General features: G+C 44.0%; 22 protein-coding genes. 16 read left to right on the top strand and 6 right to left on the bottom strand.

The features are described from left to right. The first annotated feature begins 24 nt into the window (after positions 1-24). The 6 genes from NST38_RS25500 (at position 25) to NST38_RS25475 (ending at position 7,427) form a co-directional block, all read left to right on the top strand. Entirely contained in the window at positions 25-1,140 is a 1,116-nt protein-coding gene (locus tag NST38_RS25500) for a sensor histidine kinase (protein ID WP_076254542.1), read from the top strand. Further along, positions 1,082-1,750, top strand: coding sequence for a response regulator transcription factor (locus NST38_RS25495; protein WP_091020933.1), 669 nt, complete (start codon positions 1,082-1,084; stop codon positions 1,748-1,750). Before NST38_RS25500 ends, NST38_RS25495 begins: the two co-directional genes overlap by 59 nt. A gap of 469 nt (positions 1,751-2,219) precedes the next feature. Beyond that, the gene (locus NST38_RS25490) at positions 2,220-2,954 is read left to right on the top strand and encodes a YwmB family TATA-box binding protein (RefSeq protein WP_341344124.1); all 735 of its coding nucleotides are present in this window, start codon (positions 2,220-2,222) and stop codon (positions 2,952-2,954) included. Between the two features lie 215 nt (positions 2,955-3,169). Next, a complete protein-coding gene (gene zwf, locus NST38_RS25485; protein WP_036605690.1) occupies positions 3,170-4,720 on the top strand; it encodes a glucose-6-phosphate dehydrogenase in 1,551 nt (516 codons plus the stop codon). 372 nt (positions 4,721-5,092) lie between these two features. After that, positions 5,093-5,491 (top strand): DoxX family protein, encoded by a 399-nt coding sequence (locus tag NST38_RS25480; RefSeq protein WP_024634146.1) that lies wholly within the window; start codon positions 5,093-5,095, stop codon positions 5,489-5,491. A gap of 352 nt (positions 5,492-5,843) precedes the next feature. Next, positions 5,844-7,427, top strand: a complete 1,584-nt coding sequence (locus NST38_RS25475; RefSeq protein WP_036605691.1) for a peptide chain release factor 3 — start codon at positions 5,844-5,846, stop codon at positions 7,425-7,427. A 226-nt stretch (positions 7,428-7,653) separates the two neighbouring features. Here NST38_RS25475 and sspI read toward each other — a convergent pair whose 3' ends face one another. Next, a complete protein-coding gene (sspI, locus tag NST38_RS25470; protein ID WP_036673259.1) occupies positions 7,654-7,887 on the bottom strand; it encodes a small acid-soluble spore protein SspI in 234 nt (77 codons plus the stop codon). Between the two features lie 128 nt (positions 7,888-8,015). Here sspI and NST38_RS25465 point away from each other — a divergent pair, with 128 nt between their 5' ends. The 8 genes from NST38_RS25465 (at position 8,016) to NST38_RS25430 (ending at position 15,180) form a co-directional block, all read left to right on the top strand. Then, positions 8,016-8,717 carry a potassium channel family protein gene (locus NST38_RS25465; RefSeq protein WP_076211287.1) on the top strand — a complete coding sequence of 234 codons (702 nt, stop codon included), beginning with the start codon at positions 8,016-8,018 and terminating at the stop codon, positions 8,715-8,717. A 26-nt stretch (positions 8,718-8,743) separates the two neighbouring features. After that, the gene (locus tag NST38_RS25460; RefSeq protein ID WP_341344123.1) at positions 8,744-9,535 is read left to right on the top strand and encodes a TrmH family RNA methyltransferase; all 792 of its coding nucleotides are present in this window, start codon (positions 8,744-8,746) and stop codon (positions 9,533-9,535) included. A 224-nt stretch (positions 9,536-9,759) separates the two neighbouring features. Then, positions 9,760-10,263 (top strand): SMI1/KNR4 family protein, encoded by a 504-nt coding sequence (locus NST38_RS25455; protein WP_341344122.1) that lies wholly within the window; start codon positions 9,760-9,762, stop codon positions 10,261-10,263. Positions 10,264-10,593: 330 nt separating this feature from the next. Beyond that, positions 10,594-11,352, top strand: coding sequence for an SDR family NAD(P)-dependent oxidoreductase (locus NST38_RS25450; protein ID WP_100529795.1), 759 nt, complete (start codon positions 10,594-10,596; stop codon positions 11,350-11,352). Positions 11,353-11,412: 60 nt separating this feature from the next. Further along, the gene (locus NST38_RS25445; RefSeq protein WP_341344121.1) at positions 11,413-12,498 is read left to right on the top strand and encodes an alkene reductase; all 1,086 of its coding nucleotides are present in this window, start codon (positions 11,413-11,415) and stop codon (positions 12,496-12,498) included. A gap of 174 nt (positions 12,499-12,672) precedes the next feature. Beyond that, complete coding sequence (locus tag NST38_RS25440) at positions 12,673-13,671, top strand: NADP-dependent oxidoreductase (RefSeq protein WP_340020551.1); 999 nt, start codon at positions 12,673-12,675, stop codon at positions 13,669-13,671. Between the two features lie 61 nt (positions 13,672-13,732). Beyond that, positions 13,733-14,311 (top strand): TetR/AcrR family transcriptional regulator, encoded by a 579-nt coding sequence (locus NST38_RS25435; protein ID WP_341344120.1) that lies wholly within the window; start codon positions 13,733-13,735, stop codon positions 14,309-14,311. A gap of 86 nt (positions 14,312-14,397) precedes the next feature. Beyond that, positions 14,398-15,180 (top strand): SDR family NAD(P)-dependent oxidoreductase, encoded by a 783-nt coding sequence (locus tag NST38_RS25430; protein WP_341344119.1) that lies wholly within the window; start codon positions 14,398-14,400, stop codon positions 15,178-15,180. An 18-nt stretch (positions 15,181-15,198) separates the two neighbouring features. Here the strand turns inward: NST38_RS25430 and NST38_RS25425 are convergent, their stop codons facing one another. Genes NST38_RS25425 through NST38_RS25405 form a run of 5 tightly spaced genes read right to left on the bottom strand, consistent with a single transcriptional unit; the run spans position 15,199 to position 18,774 of the window. Further along, positions 15,199-15,798 carry a class I SAM-dependent methyltransferase gene (locus NST38_RS25425; protein WP_341344118.1) on the bottom strand — a complete coding sequence of 200 codons (600 nt, stop codon included), beginning with the start codon at positions 15,796-15,798 and terminating at the stop codon, positions 15,199-15,201. A 34-nt stretch (positions 15,799-15,832) separates the two neighbouring features. Next, the gene (locus NST38_RS25420) at positions 15,833-16,876 is read right to left on the bottom strand and encodes a sensor histidine kinase (protein ID WP_083685159.1); all 1,044 of its coding nucleotides are present in this window, start codon (positions 16,874-16,876) and stop codon (positions 15,833-15,835) included. A gap of 49 nt (positions 16,877-16,925) precedes the next feature. After that, a complete protein-coding gene (locus NST38_RS25415; RefSeq protein WP_339185768.1) occupies positions 16,926-17,606 on the bottom strand; it encodes a response regulator transcription factor in 681 nt (226 codons plus the stop codon). A gap of 57 nt (positions 17,607-17,663) precedes the next feature. Then, the gene (locus NST38_RS25410; RefSeq protein ID WP_076254581.1) at positions 17,664-18,230 is read right to left on the bottom strand and encodes a class I SAM-dependent methyltransferase; all 567 of its coding nucleotides are present in this window, start codon (positions 18,228-18,230) and stop codon (positions 17,664-17,666) included. Positions 18,231-18,270: 40 nt separating this feature from the next. Then, on the bottom strand, positions 18,271-18,774 hold the full coding sequence (locus tag NST38_RS25405; RefSeq protein WP_341344117.1) for a DedA family protein: 504 nt from the start codon (positions 18,772-18,774) through the stop codon (positions 18,271-18,273). Positions 18,775-19,637: 863 nt separating this feature from the next. Here NST38_RS25405 and NST38_RS25400 point away from each other — a divergent pair. Together NST38_RS25400 and NST38_RS25395 are read left to right on the top strand one after the other, a co-directional pair. After that, positions 19,638-20,225, top strand: a complete 588-nt coding sequence (locus NST38_RS25400; protein ID WP_076328962.1) for a sigma-70 family RNA polymerase sigma factor — start codon at positions 19,638-19,640, stop codon at positions 20,223-20,225. After that, a complete protein-coding gene (locus tag NST38_RS25395) occupies positions 20,212-20,961 on the top strand; it encodes a DUF3600 domain-containing protein (RefSeq protein ID WP_341344116.1) in 750 nt (249 codons plus the stop codon). The genes NST38_RS25400 and NST38_RS25395 overlap by 14 nt, the downstream gene beginning before the upstream one ends. Positions 20,962-20,981 lie beyond the last annotated feature (20 nt).

Below are 20,981 nucleotides of genomic sequence, written 5' to 3'. Positions count from 1 at the left end.
GATGAAGAGAAGGAGGAGACCCCGATGAAGACAAAACGACATACCGACATGGTAACCCGAAGTATGGGTGAAGGGATCCTCCTGGTTTTCATTGTGCTCGCTGTTATTTTGTATGTATTGTATACATATGGTTATCTTGCTCCGTTTACAGGTTGGCGTCATCTGATTCAATCGGGTCTGGCCTTATTGCTGCTTCTGATTGGAATCGGTGCGGTCTTTGGGTTCTATCAGAGTTACCGGGTTAAACGCCGGCTCGAACTGCTGCGGGAAACACTTCTACTGTGGGAGAAGGGCTCTCTATCACGCACTGTACCTGATCTGGGCGATGATGATGTGGGCCGTTTAAGTGAGCAACTCGGACGAATCGGCAAAAAGTGGGAAGATCAGATATCTACGCTCCAGCGATTGTCTACTCATAATGCACAGCTTGCTGAACAAGCCAGAATTACGGCTATTGTGGAAGAGCGGCAACGTTTGGCACGGGAACTGCATGATGCGGTATCGCAACAATTGTTCGCGATATCCATGACAGCAACGGCCGTTGGACGGAAGATGGAGAAGGATTTTGAACGTGCTCAGCGGCAGGTGGCTTTGATTGAGGAGATGGCTTCGGTAGCCCAGTCCGAGATGCGTGCGTTACTGTTACATCTGCGTCCAGTCTATCTGGAGGGTAAACATCTCGAACAAGGTCTGCGTGATCTGGTGATGGAACTGAAAACAAAAGTACCCATGGACATTGTGCTCGAAATGGACGAAGACATTGATCTGATCAAAGGCATCGAGAATCATCTGTTCCGGATCGTTCAGGAGGCTATGTCCAATACGTTACGGCATGCAAAAGCGGAAAAAATGGAGATACGGATCCAGCGTCGTACTGATGCGATCCGGGTATTGATTCGTGATGATGGGCAAGGCTTTGATCTGGATGAGAATAAACAAGCTTCTTACGGTCTGGCTAACATGCGTGAACGTGTTACGGAGATTGGCGGGGCCATACATTTTGTAACAGCGCCTGGTAAGGGAACGCGGATTGAGATTACGATACCTTTGATGAACGATGAAAGCGAGGAAGAACATGTCAATGGAACCGGAAGTCGAAACGGAGACGGAAACGTCGATCAAAGTGTTGCTCGTGGATGATCATGAGATGGTACGTATTGGTCTTGCAGCGGTACTGGATACCGAAGATGGAATTGAAGTTGTTGGTGAAGCAGGTAGTGGAGAGGAAGGCATTCGGCTTGCACAGGAATATAAGCCTGATGTTGTTCTGATGGACCTGGTTATGGAAGGAATGGACGGCATTGAGGCTACTCGTCAGGTACTTAAAATGTATCCTGAGTGCAAAGTCATTGTATTGACCAGTTACCTGGATGATGAAAAAATGTATCCTGTCATTGAAGCAGGTGCATTCAGTTATCTGTTGAAAACATCAAGAGCCAATGAAGTGGCAGATGCGATTCGCGCAGCCGCTCGCGGGCAATCCGTTCTGGAGTCACAGGTGGCTTCGAAAATGATGAATCGCTTCCGGCAGCCACAGGCAGCAGCTCCTTTGCACGATGAATTAACAGACCGTGAAATGGATGTGCTCCGGTTGCTCGCCAAAGGTAAATCGAATCAGGACATCGCTGATGATCTGATCATTGGTATCAAAACAGTCAAGTTCCATGTTACAAACCTACTGGCAAAATTGGGCGTAGACGACCGTACACAGGCCGCGATCTATGCTTATAAAAATGGACTTGCAGAGTAATAACAAGAACTATATGCAATAACATCATTAAGCCAAAGAACCGTGCATTAATGTGCGGAAGTATAGATAAGAGATGATTTATATAAATTGAACTAAAGATTTACACAAAACGGAGAGGACAGAAAGAACCTGAAGAAGCGAAGCTAAAAGCTTTCTGAAAGAAAGCTACTTCGGAAGCATAAACTTCGCCTTTATCCCTGGATTTACCCTTTATAAAAAGAATCAAAAAAAATCTGGGGATAACAGCGATCGGAAGGTTGTTCTGTCAGCGGAGTGGCGAGTGTAAATATTGTGTAGTTCAATTTATATAGAAAATTATAAATGAAAGCTCCGATGTGCCATGCAAGTGGCGGGTGGGGCTTTTTTGTTGTGTGCAGAAGAAGTATAGCAAATATGCGAAAGGGGCATGCTGTTGATAGATTCATAGAATGCAAGAAAGAAGCGGGGGATTCAAATGTTAAATCGATGGATGACAACAGGTATCTTGGCAATAGCTATCATAATTCTTATTGGTGTGACACAGGTATACGCAGAGAAGAACGAATCCAAAGCTGCCCAACTGGAACAGTTAATCTATACTGCTGACAGTGTGATTGATAATGTGGATCGTCTAGTTATTAAATGGCAAGGAGAAGGCAAGGGAGATGCACAAGCGCAGGCCGTGTTACTGGCAAGTCACTTGGGACTTGAACCACCTGTGCGGGTACGCCAGACGGGCCATGATGTTTACCGCAGTGAAGAGATTGTCGATACGGCTACTGGAGGTGCAGGCATGTTGGTCAATGTCGTCGATACAGGAGACAACGGATACTACGCCATTGTACAACTTTCAGGGGATGCACACATGGATCGGAAGGCATTAATGACAGTACATGAACAGATCGGTCAACTGCTTGTAGACTCAGGGATGAAGGCAAGCTGGAATATGTCTGTGCAAGGTACAGCAGTTACTGCTACTGAACATGATGCGAGTCAGCAACTGGAACTGATCGAAAAACAGCTGTCCACAAAGGTGGATATCGCCTCCGTCGAACGTTATACAGATGCAGGCACTGCAAGTGTCTCTTATAAGGCGGTTGAGCTGCCCCTATCGATCAAGAGTGGCTCGCACATGTTGAATATGCAACTCGCAGTTCACCAGGTTGGAGACGAGGTCGATAATCGAATTACAGTGGGGTTTCCGGTGATTACGATTGAATACTAAGGGATGGATTTTTCATGAATTAGGACCCAATATTGAGAATCTTTATCAGAAAAATGAGTTTGAAATAGTGCATCCGTTCAGTTGATATGCTAAAATGGCATCACATCCAAGAAGGAACTTGCTGGTAATTGACAGTTGTATGTCGTGCATATATAACACCATTACATAGCTCGGGGAGAGCGTGAAAGTTATCTTCCCGGAAGAAAGAGGAGCCCATGGTTGAAAAACAATTGCAAGATGAAGTACAGACACCAGGCGCAGTATTTTTCATTTTTGGAGCAACGGGTGATTTGGCCCGCCGGAAGCTGTTTCCGGCTATCTACAGTCTTTACCGTGAAGGCAAGCTTGCCGAAGACTTTGCGGTTATTGGCGTAGCACGTCGTCCGAGGTCCCCAGAAGAATTCCGGGAAGACATCTATGAATCCATTAAAGAGTTCTGCCGTTATCCAGCGGGGGAACCTGATGAGTGGAACGCTTTTGTCGATCATTTTGAATACAAAGCACTGGATATCAATAATGTGGAAGGATTCAAAGAGCTGCGTGCGCAGACAGAGCATCTGGAATCGAAGTTTAACACGCCGGGGAATCGACTGTTCTATCTGGCACTGGCACCTGAGCTGTTTGGTAGTGTCTCGTACAGTTTGCGGGACGGTGGTATGTTGGAAAGTCAGGGGTGGAACCGTTTGGTGATCGAAAAACCATTTGGTTATGATCTGCAATCGGCCGAACATTTGAATGAGCAGATTCGTGAGGTATTCCGTGAAGAGGAAATCTATCGGATTGATCATTATCTGGGCAAGGAAATGGTGCAAAATATCGAAGTGATCCGCTTCGGAAATGCTTTTTTTGAACCGCTCTGGAATAACAAACATATTGCCAACGTTCAGATTACGCTGGGTGAGACGGTAGGCGTGGAAGAACGTGGCGGTTATTATGATCACTCCGGAGCACTCCGTGATATGGGGCAAAACCATATGCTTCAGATGCTGACAATGATTGCGATGGAACCGCCGAGTCGCCTATTCCCGGAGGACATTCGGGATGAGAAGGTGAAGGTATTGCGTTCATTGCGAGCCTTTACTTCGGATGAGGAAGTGAGCAACAACGTTGTACGGGGGCAGTATGCCGAAGGGGAGTACCGTGGCAAGCAGCTTCCGGGGTATCGTCAGGAAGACAAGGTTGATCCGCAGTCGAATACGGAAACTTATTTTGCAGCACGTGTATTCGTGGATAATTTCCGCTGGGCGGGTGTTCCATTCTACATTCGGACAGGCAAGCGTCTTCCGGTGAAAACAACCGAGATCGTAGTTGAGTTCAAGTCGATGCCAAACAACGTGTACCTTGGTAAAAAGTATAAATTGGAGCCGAATCTGCTGGTCATTCGGGTGAATCCGATGGAAGGCATATATATCAAAATCAATGCCAAGAAGCCAGGCTCGGATTCTGAGATTCAGCCACTCGCAATGGATTTCTGTCAGAGCTGCATGATTGGAATTAACTCGCCTGAAGCGTATGAACGTCTGCTGCACGATGCAGCAGAAGGGGATTCTACGTACTTCACCCGTTGGGATGAAGTGGCAACAGCCTGGTCTTTTGTGGATCGGATCGCAGCAGCCTGGGGGCAGAATCAAGGAGAGCTTCATACGTACCCTGCTGGAACTTGGGGACCAGAAGCGACAGATAAGCTACTGGAGCAGGATGGATTCCACTGGTGGCCGGTGAATGGTCAGGACGAGGACAGCGTGATCTGGCAAGTGAATGGTTAGGGTAAGGTCATTAACAACAGTATTAACAACATACACAACATGACTGAGCCTGGGGAAATCGCAAATTTTGCGGTGTACCCAGGCTTTTTAGTGGGGGAAAAGGTAGGTATCCATCATAAGGAAATAAGTAATTTAAATTAAGTTGTTGACAAAAAGTAAGTATGTAACTTATACTCAACACATGAGTTAAAGAGTTACGCAAATGACAAACTTCATTCGGGCAAACGTTTCGGATAAGTTATCATTCATGAGATAAAATGTAAACCAGTTGAAGGGGTTTGCGTCACAGAGAATCATGAAGAAAAAATGTGCATAATATCTTTAATCTAAGAATACTATTTTGTATATATCGAATGGAGGAAAAAGAAAATGATGTTGGATGTAGGATTGTTGTTGATTCGTTTGGTGATTGGATTGTCGTTCATGGCGCACGGGGCTCAAAAGCTGTTTGGTTGGTTCGGAGGTTACGGGATCAAGGGTACAGGTGGCTGGTTTGAGTCGATGGGCATGAAGCCCGGTGCATTGGTGGCGTTGCTGGCTGGACTCGCGGAATTCGGTGGCGGATTGCTGTTGGCTTTGGGTCTGCTTACACCAGTAGGTGGCATTCTGATTGCATTGACGATGGTCATTGCGATTGTGAAAGTCCATGGCGCGAACGGATACTGGTCCACACAGAACGGATTCGAATATAATCTCGCGATTCTGGTGATTGGTGTAGCGCTGGCATTGACAGGTGGCGGACAATACGCGCTGGATGCATTGATTTTCTAAAACCGATAAATAAAAATGAATGAGGAGTGCCTGGATGCCATGGAAATGGCTGAAGGGTGCTTTTTTTTTGCAAGGGAAAAGAGAAGAATCTGCGGTAGTAATCGGTTATTTTCGGTACAGATTATGGTACAATAGGAGAGTTGGGTTAAGAAGCAGTTCACGGTATACATGAAAGCACAGATTTGAGGAGGATGAACTCCATTGTAAATGTGTAAAATTAATCTAGTGTGTAAATACCTAGTACGTAAAAACTGATGTACAATCAACCGGCCTCGCCGGATTGCATAAAGATTGAATGATGGACCGGCTATGCCGGATTAACGTGAATGAACGGACGAAAGGGATTAAACCTATGAGCAAAGCTGCAAATGATATTCTTCAACAGGAAGTGGACAAACGCCGGACGTTTGCCATTATCTCTCACCCGGATGCGGGTAAAACTACATTAACCGAGAAACTGTTGCTGTTCGGGGGCGCGATTCGCCTTGCGGGAACGGTAAAAGCTCGGAAAGCCAGCAAACACGCAACAAGTGACTGGATGGAAATTGAGAAACAACGGGGGATCTCGGTTACCTCTTCCGTAATGCAATTTGATTATCTGGATCATCGCGTCAACATTTTGGATACACCGGGTCACCAGGATTTCAGTGAAGATACGTATCGTACACTGACGGCTGCCGATAGCGCGGTGATGTTGATTGACGTGGCAAAAGGTGTCGAGGCACAAACGATCAAGTTGTTCCAGGTATGTGCGAAGCGCGGCATTCCAATCTTTACGTTTATCAACAAACTCGACCGTGAGGGTAAAAGCCCATTTGACCTGATGGAAGAACTTGAAAATGTACTGGGTATTCGTTCGGTTCCGATGAACTGGCCTATTGGTACAGGTCGCGAGCTGTGTGGTGTCTATGACCGGATGAAAAATCAGGTGGAGTTGTTCCAAGGGGACGATCACTCAACGATCAAAGTACAAAAGGTAGATGGCTACAAAGATCCGATTATCCGTGAGATGGCAGGAGAATACCTGCATGATCAATTGTGTCAGGATCTGGAGTTGCTGGATATCGCGGGCGACCAATTCGACATGGAGAAAGTTCAACGCGGCGAATTGACACCTATATTCTTCGGTAGTGCGATTAACAATTTCGGCGTACAGACTTTCCTGGAGAACTTCCTGGAACTGGCACCGAAGCCTGAACCACGTCGCAGTACGGCAGGAGAGATTCAGCCAACGAATGAAAAATTCAGCGGTTATGTGTTCAAGATTCAGGCAAACATGAACCCGGCACACCGGGATCGTATTGCGTTCCTTCGTATTGTGTCAGGCAAGTTCCAACGTGGAATGAGTGTGAAGCATACTCGTGTGGGCAAAGAAATCAAGCTGTCACAGCCACAGCAATTCCTGGCACAAGACCGGGATATTGTCGAAGAGGCATATGCTGGCGATATTATCGGTTTGTTCGATCCGGGTATTTTCCGGATTGGCGATTCACTGAGCCAAGGCAGCGAAGTTATTTTTGAGGAATTGCCAACGTTCTCCCCAGAGATTTTCGCCAAAGTTACTGTGAAAAATGCATTGAAACATAAACAGTACCAAAAGGGAATTGATCAGTTGACGGAGGAAGGAACCATTCAGGTGTTCCAGACGGCAAGTTTCGACGAGACTATCCTCGGCGTAATTGGTCAACTTCAGTTCGAGGTATTTGAATACCGGATGAAAGGCGAGTATGGGGTAGACGTACTATTACAACGCATGCCTTATCAGTTCGCTCGCTGGATCGTGGACGAGAATCTGGACCCAAGCAAATTCCGGATTAACTCTGCGCTTGTAAAAGATAAAAAAGGAAATTATGTAGTGCTCTTCGAAAATGAGTACGCAATGAGAACGGCTATGGATAAAAATCCTACAGCTCAATTCCTGGAGACTGCGCCTTAAGTGAAGACAAAAGTATTTCGTGGGAATTGTTAAAAAATTAGTTAAACGTGACAAGCTCATGTGATGAGATAGTTTGTTAAAAATAAGATCCCTCCGCCAATTGGCGGAGGGATCTATTGCTATACACCTTACCTGGAGGCGGGTATGATCCAGCCGAATAAGGGAAAGCTTTCTTTTGCAGACAGAACAAACGTAATGATGGTTACCTTACCCTCCAATGCTTCACTTAGCGAAGCGGTTGAACGGGAATGGTGTGCAGATGCTCCTGCGCGATTTGAATGAGTTCTTCCTGCTTGGCAGGTTCTGTGTTCTTCCAGATCATCTCGAAAATGGCGCCAAGTCCAGGTAATGCAGCTTCCGGTCCATCTACTGAACCTTCAATCATCTCCCGGAGCTGATCATCACTCTTGTCATGAACTTTATGAACAATCGCTTCACGCAGGCTTAATGTAATGGGCATCGCAATTCCCTCCTCGTATATTCGGCTGCTCTAATACTGTTCCCTGGGAAGCGCTAACGCATTCAAGTTTATCAGGCTTTGTGGTATACTACGAAGGATTATTTACGTTAGCATGGGTATCCGTAATGATGCGTCATGCTGAAGTGCAGCGGGAGGTTAAGACCCTAATGGCCAAGAAACAGTATGCCGTAATTGGCATGGGACGGTTCGGATCAAGTGTTGCCAATGCACTGAGTGGCATGGGATTTGACGTGCTGGCAATTGATGCGGACGAGCAACGGACCCAGGAAATGTCCAATGTGGTGACCCATGCGGTATCGGCAGATTCAACAGATGAAGAAGCGCTGCGTGCGCTGGGCATACGGAATTTCGACGTTGTCGTTGTGGCGATTGGTGAAGATATTCAGGCAAGCATTCTGACAACCCTGATATTGAAAGATATGGGTGTACCGGTGCTGATCGTAAAAGCCCAAAATGAGCTTCATGGTAAGGTATTGCAGAAGATTGGGGCGGATAAAGTCATCTATCCTGAGCGGGACATGGGACTACGCGTAGCCCATCATCTGACCTCGCCTAATATACTGGATTACATCGAGTTATCTGAGGATTACAGCATTTTGGAGATGAGAGCCTCCGAGCAAATGATCGGTAAAAATCTGATGGAATTAAACATCCGTGCACGTTTTGGGTGTAACGTGATGGCGATTCGCAGTGGGAATTCGATGAACATCTCGCCGTACGCTGAGGATCGGATCGAAGCTGGAGATGTGCTGATCATTGTGGGTCACAAGGATCATTTGACGAAAATGGAGCTTGCGTATCCGAAGTGATGGATGCAGATGGGAAGGATGGAAAGATGGATATTGTATCACCGCAAAATACACGTGTAAAAGAATGGGCGCAGTTGCTGGAGAAAAAGCATCGTACCCGTCAACATAAATATATCATTGAGGGCATTCATCTGGTACAGGAAGCACTGCGTGCCGGGACAGATCTGGAGTGCATCGTGTACGACGGAGAGCAAGGCGTGCCGATTGAGCTTGCAGGGCTTGAAAACCCGCTTCAGCGTGTGGAGTGGGTCAGTGTATCTCCAGCGGTTATCGCCAAATGTACGGATACAATGACTCCACAGCCTGTATTCGCGATTGTGCGTAAAGGCAGTGAGCCACTGGAAAGCCTAATTACCGGAGCGCGTGGGCTTGTTGTTGTACTGGATGGGGTGCAGGACCCAGGGAATGTGGGGACAATCATCCGTAGTGCGGACGCAGCTGGAGCCGCGGGGGTTGTACTTGGTGCTGGCTGTGCTGATGTATATAACCCGAAGACGATTCGTTCGACGATGGGGTCATTGTTTCATTTGCCCATTGTGGAGGGCCAGTTGGAATCCTTGCTTCCCGAAGCGAAGGCTGCAGGCGTGAAGCTGGTAAGTACTTCTTTGCAGGCAGAGCATTCATGTTATAGTTATGATTTTACGCAGTCGGTATGGCTTGTGATTGGTAACGAAGGCAAGGGTATCTCGGATTCTACGGCACGTTTGGTGGATGATGCGATTACGATTCCGATGCAAGGACAGGCTGAGTCACTTAATGCGGCAATGGCGGCAACGATTTTGTTGTTTGAGGCGATGAGACAGCGGATATTTAACTAACTAACTAATAATTCCTGTCCATTTCCCAATTAACTGTCCCTAACTAAAATTAACTTTCCGCAACTCACCAAAGGCTGGAACCTGGTTGCCGCTTTTCTCGGGCCATGTTCCCAGTCTTTTTGTCTTTCTCTTTGAAGCACGACAGCAGGGATTTTCCATTCAAATCCCGAATAGGTGATATAGTTTCTATCTCTTAAGCTGATGGGCAGGTGTATAATTTGGAAATGAATAATGGAAAAGGAAACAATCACTTTAGGGAATTTATGACTTGGGCAGGGGAAAAGGGCTGGGACATAATGAGTAAATCCGGTTCGCAGTCACATTTAAACAGCAGCGTTACTTCAAGATATAAAGGACTTCCAGATGAATATTTAGAATTTCTAAATGTAGTTGAAAAATGCGTTGCACCGGATGAGAAAACCTGGTTTATTTGTGAGGCTGAGTTCAACAATAGCACGGAGACCGCATTCCAATGGAATGAATTTGAAATGCTTAGTTTGGAGGCAGCAGAGGGTGATTCTATTTGGCAGTTAGAGATAACGGCCTGGTGGGATCATCACTTGCCGATCGTAATGTCTGTGGAAGATGGATATTCCTTCTATGCCATTGACTTAACAACCGACAGTGGGGCTATTGTCCGTGGATGTGAGCCTGAATTTGAAGAGGTTGAAAAGGTATCCGATTCGTTTGGAGAATTTCTGGGATGGATGATGTCGAATTCAGATTAGCATAGCCAGGAAAGGTTGATGGTTATACTTATGGCCATTGGCCTGACATTAGATTAACCAATGAAGGAAAAGTTAGTGCTGCTTAAATTGAAGGAGTGAAACGATATAGGAATTCTTAATTTATGATATAAAATGGTTTATATAGCGTTTCTCTTCTCATTTAAGTAAGTTCCAAACATGTTTTCTACATATAAAATAATTCTTTACTGATCGTTCTAGAAATGATATGCTAACAGCAAGTTAGATCTAACTAGTTTTTTTACACATTAAAGAATGATCGTTCTTGAAACAAAAGTACACTAATCTAAAGAATATAAGGGAGAGAATATGATGAAATACACAGTGATTACAGGAGCAAGTTCAGGAATTGGATATGAAACAGCATTGGCATTTGCAGCACGGGGCAAAAACTTGATTTTGGTAGCTAGAAGATTGGATAAGCTTGAAGAACTTAAATCAACTATTCAGGGTATCGACCCTAAAGTAAATGTTATCGTTCATACAAGCGACCTGTCTGTTAGCGCAGAGGCGTACACGCTTTATAACGATTTGAAGGAATATGAAATTGAGACTTGGATCAATAATGCAGGGCTCGGAGAAGGCTCGTTCATTGCTGAACAGAATTTGGATAAAGTGGAGACGATGCTGCGTGTTAACATCGAATCTTTGACCATTCTATCTACACTGTATGTGCGAGATTATGCGAATGTGGAAGGCACTCAATTGATCAACGTCTCATCCGCACTCGGATATGCCATTGCTGTAGGCAGTGTTGCTTATTCTGCATCGAAATACTACGTTAGTGCCTTCACAGAAGGTCTTGCCAAAGAACTGGAACTGAAAGGTGCAAAACTAAAAGCGAAGATCCTGGCACCAGCGATCACGGAAACAGAATTTGTGCAAAAATCAATAGATGCTGAAGGATTTGATTACAAAGCGAATATGCCCAAATATCACACAGCTAAAGAAATGGCAGGCTTCATGATCGATCTGTATGATCACAATGAAGTGGTTGTAGGGATTGTAGATCAGAACTATGATTTTCAGCTGACAGGTGCAATCTACCCGGTGATTTCAGAATTGAATTAATACAGCAGAATCCAGAGGATACATTTACAAAATCTCAAATAAGAAGAGGAGTACATTCAATTGGAAATGATATGGAGTAAAACAAAGATTGGCAACATGGAATTGCCTCATCGACTAGCAATGGCACCTATGACACGCAGTCGAGCACAAGAAGATGGTACACCTGGAGAGTTGGCGGCACTTTATTATGCTCAACGCGCAACGATGGGACTCCTGATTACGGAAGGAACACAACCTTCCGATGATGGACAGGGTTACTTATGGTCACCTGGCATCTACACCGATAAGCATATTGAAGGATGGAAAAAGGTAACGGATGCGGTGCATGAAGCTGGCGGATATGTATATATCCAATTAATGCATGCGGGTCGCATGTCACATCCGGACAATACCCCGCATCATCGTCAACCGGTTGCTCCATCAGCAATCGCACCGGGTGTAGAAATGTTTACGGCTACAGGGATGCAGGATATCCCCGTTCCCCGTGAATTGAGTCAGGAGGATATTCAAACGACCATTGCCGATTTCCGAAAAGCAGCAGCCGCAGCGATCGAAGCAGGGGCGGATGGCGTTGAGATTCATGGGGCCAATGGTTACTTGATCAACCAGTTCTTCGGTGAAAATTCGAATACACGTACGGATGAGTATGGCGGATCTATAGAAAATCGTGCTCGCTTCGCGATTGAAGTAACCAAAGCCATTGTGGAGGAAATAGGGGCAGAACGAACAGGCTTCCGCATCTCACCAGGGACACCGCTGGGTGGAATTCAAGATGGCGAACAAGGTCCTGATCTGTATCGCTACCTTGTAAAAGAATTAGCTCAATTGGATTTGGCTTACCTTCATGTTATGCATCTTGGAGATGAGAACCTGCTCCAAGACATTCGTTCGATCTGGAAAAATCCATTGCTGGTCAATCGGGCTGGAAGAACGTTGGAGGATCTCAGTGTCGATTTAGATCGTGGTCTCGCTGATGTGGTACCTGTGGGTGTATGGTCCTTAGCTAATCCAGATTTGGTGGAACGACTTCAACAAAGTGCGCCACTGAATGAAGCAGATCCGACAACATTCTTTGGATTGGGAAGTAAGGGCTACACGGATTACCCTACGTTGGAAGAATTAAAGTCGCAAGAGGGGCTACACTAGCACAAGTATGGAGCATGGCGTACAACTGAAGATTGCGCACCATGTTCCTACATAAGTTGAACTACTTATTTACACGATAACAGCGATTGGAAGGTTGTTCTGTCATCGTAGTATCAGTGTAAATAATCTTTAGTTCAACTTATGTAGTCTATAAGCAAAGGAAGAGGATAAATGATGAGAGCAGCTCAAATACAGAAATACTCTAAAAAAATCCAGGTGGAAATTAATGATATTGCGACACCTCAGATCCAGAGCCATGAGGTTCTTGTCAGAGTAAAAGCAGCGGGTGTAAATCCACTGGATATCTTGAATATGAATGGCAGTGTTCGGATGATTGCCGACTATGCGTTACCTTTAACTTTAGGGAATGAATTATCGGGTGTCATTGAAGCTGTCGGTGATGATGTTTTGAATTTTAAAGTGGGTGATAAGGTTTATACAAGGTTACCTCTGAATAAAATTGGTGCTTTTGCTGAATATGCGGCTGTACATGAGGATGCTTTATCCATGATGCCTGAAAATCTATCTTTTATCGAAGCTGCTGCAGTACCCCTTACTGCCTTGACCGCGTATCAAGCATTGCATGATGTGCTCCGAGCGGAACCGAATAAAAAGTTGTTTATTCCTGGCGGAACCGGGGGATTCGGTGCGATGGCTATCCCAATTGCCAAGTCTATGGGATTAACGGTGATTACAAGTGGCAGTGAACGGGGCAGAGCACGTACTTTATCCATTGGAGCAGATAAATTCATTAATTATAAGACCGAGCAGTATGCTGATATTCTGTCGAATATTGATTATGTGATCGATACCTTGGGTGCGGACGAGATCAAAGATGAACTGAGCATTTTGAAACCACAGGGGAAATTAGTCTCTTTGAAGGCAGGACCCAATTATCGCTTTGCAGTGGACAGTCAATTCCCGTTGTGGAAAAGAGCATTGTTTGGTCTCGTAGGTGCACGCCTGGATTCTTTAGCGCGTAAGAATCAAAATGAATATCGTTTTTTATTCGTGCACTCCAGTGGAGTTCAATTGCAAGAGATTACAGCTCTTGTAGAAAAAGAAGACATTAAACCTTCGATCGATTCTACGTATACGTTTGATGACATTGAAAAGGCATTGATTAAAGTATCAACGGGTCACTCTCAGGGCAAAGTCATTGTTACCTTTTAAAGGCTCGTTAAGATCATGCTCATGCTATTTAATGTTCGTTTTCTGAACAGGAGGGAAGGCAATGGCGAGAGGCAAAGAGTTCGAAGAGTCTGTTGTACTGGATAAAGCGATGAGACTTTTTTGGGAACAAGGTTATGAGAAGACGTCTATGACGGATCTGGTTAATCATATGGGAATTCATCGTAAAAGCTTGTATGACACATTTGGTGACAAACATACCTTGTTTCTAAAGTCAGTAGATCTGTATGATCACAAAATCAGCTCCGCTCTTGCAGCAGGCGTAAAGCGTTCTAAAACGGCAACGGAAGCACTTCAGTTTATATTTCTTTCTTTAATTCATGGAGAGGAATCTCCAGCATCAGGTTGCTTCATTGTTAATTCGACGGTAGAATTGGCGGCACGTGATAAAGACATGAACCACCGATCGACGGAGATGTTTGCAAATACGGAGAAACTAATCAAGGACATTATGGTGTGGGGACAGCAAGAAGGTGAATTCACAACGGAGTACAACGCCGAGGTATTGGCGGAATATCTGCATAACGTAAGCATTGGGTTAAGGGGGATGGCCAAGACTTCGATGACCAAGGAAAAACTGCTTCGTATAGCGATGCTATCCATGGAACTCATACTAAGGTAGTCTATTTTTTTACTATTATAGAATGTTCATTCTAATTGATGTTCCAGATGAAACATATGTTATAGAAAAGAGAGGCAGGTCACGATATGATAAAGACAGTTCTAATCACAGGGGTATCGGGTGGGATCGGTAAAGAGTTAGCTGATCGGTTTGCCAAAGGTGGACATCATATTGTGCTGGTAGCACGAAGTGAGGGTAAAATACAGGGTCTAGCTCAGGAGTATCGGAAAAAGTATGGCATTCAGGCGACGGTTATTGCCAAAGATGTAGCGGCACCTGGGGTACCACAGGAGATTTATCATGAGTTGAAGGAAAAGGGCATTGTTGTTGACTATCTTGTCAATAATGCAGGCTTCGGTCTGTTCGGGACATTTATGGAGACGGATATGGAACAAGAAGTTAATATGATTGACGTGAATATCAAGGCTTTAACCGTCATGACAAAGCTATTCTTGCCGGATATGATCCAACGTGGGCATGGCGGTGTGATGAATGTGGCTTCGTTGGTAGGTTTTTTCCCTGGGCCGATGATGTCGGTATATTATGCAACAAAGGCATACGTGCTATCGTTCACTGAGGCTTTGGAAAATGAAGTAAGCGGAACTGGGGTTACGGTGACAGCACTGTGCCCAGGCCTGACATCTACCGGATTTGTTGATCGTTCGGGTATGGGTGTCTCGAAGATGTTGCAGGGCCCGATCATGGAAGCCGGACAGGTGGCCGAAGAAGGGTATCGAGGCTTTTTGCGTGGCAAGACATTAATTATGCCTGGTGCTCGAAACCGATTCATCGCGTTTATGCCGCGGTTGTTGCCGCGTAAGATGATGACTCGCATAATTAGATCCTCACAGGACAAGACAGGACATTAAACATATAAAGTGGATAAATCAAGTCTTCCTCAAGTCGATCGATACACGTTGTCCTTCATCTTGTCTTTTACGACAAACATATACAAAAACAGGAGGGAAGCTGAAGGGCACAAATTGAATTTTCTCCATCTCAAATAACTCAGCTAATTGTTTCTTCATATGAAGGGAGTACTGGTATAACACTAATGTGCCTCCAGGTCGGAGCGCTGTATGGATCTGTGACAGGATGTTTTGTCTCATTTCTCTGGAAAAATTAAAAAATGGCAGTCCGCAAATGATGCTATCCAACTGATGGATATATTCTTGATTGATCCTTTTTAATAGATAGGATGCATTGGAATGGAACATGAATTCAGGATAGGTTTTCTTCAGATTACTTCTCATTTTGGGGTCTCTTTCAAATAAAAACACGGTTGCAGATTTCGGTAAATGTGATCTTATGAGACGTGTGACGGCCCCTGTTCCTGGACCCAGCTCAGCAATGGTTCTTACCTCATCCCATCGTACAGACTGGACAATTTTCTTAGCCAAATATTTGGAGCTGGGGAGGACACTGCCTACTCGTTTGGGGTTCCTCAGAAATCCTTGCAGGAAAAGAAGTGGTTCGGATGTTTTCATCGCGGTATCCTCCATTATCATTGCTATTGATGTTTCACTGGATGTTAGAAGGCAAGCTTAGTTGGAATATAAATACGTTACGCGTATGTTTTAGTGTTAAAGTCCCCTGATGTAAATCCGCAATGTTCCTCGCAATAGAAAGACCCAGACCAGATCCTGATTGAATACCTTCGCTATTCCTCGAAAAATCCACCTTATAAAAGCGATCAAACAGTCTGTTTTTTTGTTCTATCGTTAGTGGTATGCCTTTATTCTCTACTTCAATGGTAACGTGATTATGCTGCACACTCATTCGAACATGAATCGTGCCCGGTTTAAAGGAATACTTGAGTGCATTCATGAGGAGATTGTCGATGGCTCGAGCGATCTTATCACTATCCAGGGAAACCATGATTGGAGCATTACCGAGTGTTTTTTCAATACGAATCCCATGCTCCTGAGCTAAAGGTTCGAATTCAAACAACAATTGGTCCAATAGCTGACAGAGGTCAATATTTTTCAAATCCAATTGGGTGTTCACTTCGTTAAGACGCGTATATTCAAATAAATCATCAAGTAACTTCTTCAAATGCGTTGCTTTGTTATAGGTATTTTGGATGAAACGATCATACTCTGCTTTGTCTTGAAATGATTCTGATTTGAGAAGCTCAATATAGCCAATTATGCTGGTAAGCGGTGTACGCAGGTCATGTGAGATGCCAGTGATCATGTCCATCTTGGATTGCTCTAATTCACGTTCTTTAGCAATCTGTTGCTTTAACTGTTCTGTCATGTGATTGATGTTGGAAGCAACGCGTCCAAGTTCATCTTGTCGATTAACGGGCACCCTATAATTCAGATTTCCTTCAGATATGATTTGAAGCCCTTGCTCTAATGTAATGAGATCTCTCACAATTTTTCGTGTGGAAAACAAAAAAATTAACGTGAAAATTACGATGAAGATTGGTGTTAGAACGTAAGGAAAAATGTAGAGGAGCGAAGGCCAATTAAATCTTTCACTAATTTTTGCGGCAGCTATGATTAACATATTATTTACACCCACAGAGCCAACAAACGAAATCAATAAACTGATCAACATTTGATATAGGATGTTAATCTGTATCTTTTTTTTAAACTGTGGTAATCGTTTAATCAATTTTATATCCCACTCCCCATACCGTTTTAATGTAATGAGGTTCCCGCGGATTTACTTCCAATTTCTCTCGCAGGTTACGAATATGAACCATCACCGTATTATCTGAATACCCGTAAGGTTCTTTCCATACGGTTTCGTAAATTTTCTCGGAGCTAAATACTTGTCCAGGATAGCTGGCAAGCAGCACCAGAATGGAAAACTCTAGTGGTGTAAGCGAAATGTCATTATCTTGGAGCTTCACAGAATGTTTACTGGTATCAATGACAAGGTCCTTGATCAGGATAAGTGAATTGGATTCTGGTTTTCCGATCAGTGTTTGACGTCGTAACTGAGCTTTAACGCGAGCCAGCAATTCTAGTGGATTAAACGGTTTGACCATGTAATCATCAGCCCCGGTAGTCAGGCCCGTGATTTTATCAATGTCTTCTTCCTTGGCGGATAGCATTATAATCGGAGTGGATGATACTTCTCTTATTTTGAAGCAGGCTTTGATTCCATCCATAATGGGCATCATAACATCCAGAATAACGAGTTGAACCGATGTTGTTTTGATAATATTTAGCGCTTCCTCACCATTGGCTGCTTCAATGACATGATATCCTTCGTTACGTAAATAGACATGAATGACATCCCGGATATCGGGTTCATCATCAACAACGAGAACGGTATTCATAATTCAACACTCCTTAAAAATTAGGATAACATCAGTGTAAACGATCGTTCGGAATGTTTAAATTGTTTCCTTTTTGCGACAGACATAAACGAACGCAGGTGGGATATTAAAAGGCACTAATTCTATTTTTTCGATGAAAAAGTGTTCGGATAATGTTTTTTTCATTTGGAGTGAATATTGAAAGGCGATGAATAACCCTCCAGGTTTGAGTGCCTTATGGATCTGGTCTACCAACGCATTTCTTAATTCAGGCTCAAAATTGAAAAACGGCAATCCGCTAAAAATGTAATCCAGCTGCTGAACGCCCTCTTGATTCATAGATTCTACCAATCGAGCGGCGTCTGGATAACAGGAGAACTCCGGGTATGTCGTCTGAAGAGTATTCCTCATCGTTTCGTTCATCTCAAACAATAGGACTTTGGTGGAATCCTGTACTTGTTGATGAATATAACGAGTGATCGGACCTGTACCCGATCCTAGCTCGGCGACTGCTTTTGCCTCTAGCCAAGAGGCTTGCTTCACCATTTTGCTGGCGAGAAACCGGGAACTGGGTATGATACTGCCGACATGTTTAGGGCTTTGCAGAAAGCTTTTCAAAAATAAAACAGGTTCATTGGAATTCATAGGGTTCCTCCATAATGTGATGGTATGTTATCCAAACCAGTTAGAAATGTAATAAATGAAGCGTAGATAGAATGGGGTCACCGAAGTAAATTCCCGCTGTAAAATACGTTATGGTCCATAACAAAGCACTGGAATAGGAGATAAGAGCAAATTTTCTATACTGCACGCCACTGAGTCCCATCACCAAAGGGAGAACATACCGCACGATTGGAATGAACAAACCGATGCACATCGCCCAATTGCCACTTTTATTCAGAATCAGTTCAGCCTTAACGAAGTGTTTATGATGTTGAAATCTGTGTTTTATCTTGGTTCCAAATAACTTCCCTGCAAAATAAGCAAAGGTAATGGCTGTTAATAGTCCTGATAAAATACAGAAGTATGTGATCCATGAATTGATAACTCCTGTATGACTCAAAATGGCACCGCTGATAATCGTGATTTCATTTGGGATTGGAATTCCGAAAGGCCCTAATGAGAAGGCAAAATAAAAAATCAGATAACCATACTGATGAAGTAGCTCTAAGATCGTATTATTGATCATTGTTTTGCCTCCTCTCTTGTTGATATAGCAATCTTAAAGAAAAAAACTAAGGAATTAATGAGCATAAATCTGAAGAAAATCTAAAGAATACATAAGCAAAGCCAAACAACGTATGTTTAAGAGAAAAAAGCCTTGCCAACGTACTGGCAAGACTTGAACAGGTAGAACTATTCAGAAGCGGTGATCAAGTGATATGAATTTCTGAGTATCAAATAAAGTTTGTCTCAAAAAGGAACATATAAGCGAGTTCGAGTTGATTACCTATATCTTTATCTGCAAGGAAGAGGATGAGCATCAAAGAAGAGCCGAGACGTCATAATGACGACTCAGCTCTTTTTTGATGTCCCAGGGGATCAGACTTCTTTGAAATCAGTTTATTGTAGGAAGTAGAACCATCTGAATTTGGTACCAGCAACAATAAACAAAACAATCCATCCCCATAAAAACAACAAACGTAGAGGTCGTGGAATCAGGAGATATTTTGAGTACAATTTGCTGAAAAGTTTCATTACAGTAGTGACCACCCCTGCTAAGTTACTCCCTTATTTCCGATTTCGAAAGAAAAAGAGACGATAAGATAACCAATATCCCAATAAGGCTGTATACCGTGGCGTAAGCCTCGAAGTAGCTTCTGGCGATCACCAATCCGATGATCGAAATAAGATAATAGCAAAAGACCAAAGGGGATCTTATAACTCAGATGCAGAACCTCCACTTATATCAAAATTAGGTATATTATATCATGATGAACACCAGAGGACCTTTTTGTATCAGATTCAGCCATACCTACTCATTCAATAAATAAATCGAACGATATGATGCTGGCATGCCAATATATAGTGTAAGGAGGAGGGGGATAGATAATGAGTGAGCAAGATGAGTACATAGAACTTGTAACGTTAATACGGGCGGGGCATGAAGAAGCTTATGGAGAATTATATGAGAAAACAGTGACGAGGATATATCAAACTGTGCGATTTCTCATCAAGGACAAGTCTGATGCGGAGGATGTAGTACAGGAGATTTACATTCAGGCGTATCGATCATTGGCGCGATATGATGCGGAGCGTGCTTTTCGTCCCTGGTTGATGGGGGTGACGATGCGACAGGTTCAGAGTTATCGACGCAAAAGATTGATGCAGTTTCGGTTTGGTAAGCGGATCGAGAAATCTGACGTGGGACTAGAATATGATTTTTCCACTGATCTGGTCAACAAACTGGCAAATCGTCCTCTGCTGGAACAGGTACGCCGTTTGCCGTACAAGCTGCAGCAGGTGGTCACACTTCATTATTTGAATGAATATACGCAAGAGGAGATTGCTGGCATATTGGAGATTCCGCTTGGAACCGTAAAATCGCGCATACATGCGGCGCTGGCGAAGTTGAGACAGAAAGAGAAGATGAATCCAAGATTGCGGGGAAAGGTAGAGGATCTGCATGAAACTCGATGAACAGTTGCGAACAGCCTACCAGGAAGAGACCAAAGACTGGTCCGTTCCTACGAGGATTAAAAATAAAATGATGGATGGTATTCGAAATGATTCACACTTCAGAAGAAATCGAAAAAAATGGCTGGTCACTGGACTATTAGCTGTTGTGCTCATTATACCCACCGGAGCCTACGCAGGATACACCTATCTCGCAGACGGAATATATGGTTCACAGGAGAATATCAAAGCTATGGGGGGAACAGCTGAAGATTATATGAGGTTGGAAGCAAAGCTGCAGACGGCCAAGGCCCATTTCAGCGAAGAAGAATTTGTTCAATATATGGACTTGCTGAAGCAATTAGGGCAAATGGCCGTGAAGTATGCCGATTCTCAGGGCAATATGCATCCAGAGCAGTGGAGTACAGTGGAGCAGGAACGATATAACCTTCTTGTAGCCGAGCTGGAACCGTTTTTCGAGAAGCTGGAAGCTGTGAGTGTAGGGTCCTCCAAAAAACTGATGGACGAGCAGCAATTTTGGACGGAACAGTTGGAACAGGCAGAAAAGACATTTACCAAGGAACAATATCGGGAGTTCAAGTCTGTCTATGAACAAATGAAAAAATACAAAGTTATGGTGATGGACAAGGATGGAAGTATCCATGAGGAACGCTTGTCAGCGGAGCAGAAGGATGATTTAAGGTATCTAGAGAGACTCCTAATTCCCTACTTGAAACGGTTGGAGCTCAATGTGCGTTGAGTTAGGCAATAAAGGATAAT

Origin of the sequence: Paenibacillus sp. FSL H8-0104, from assembly GCF_038050215.1 — a bacterium.
In the GTDB taxonomy this organism is placed as follows: Bacteria; Bacillota; Bacilli; order Paenibacillales; family Paenibacillaceae; genus Paenibacillus; species Paenibacillus amylolyticus.
Note: the sequence above shows the minus strand (reverse complement) of the source record. Positions and strands in the feature narration are given on the sequence as shown.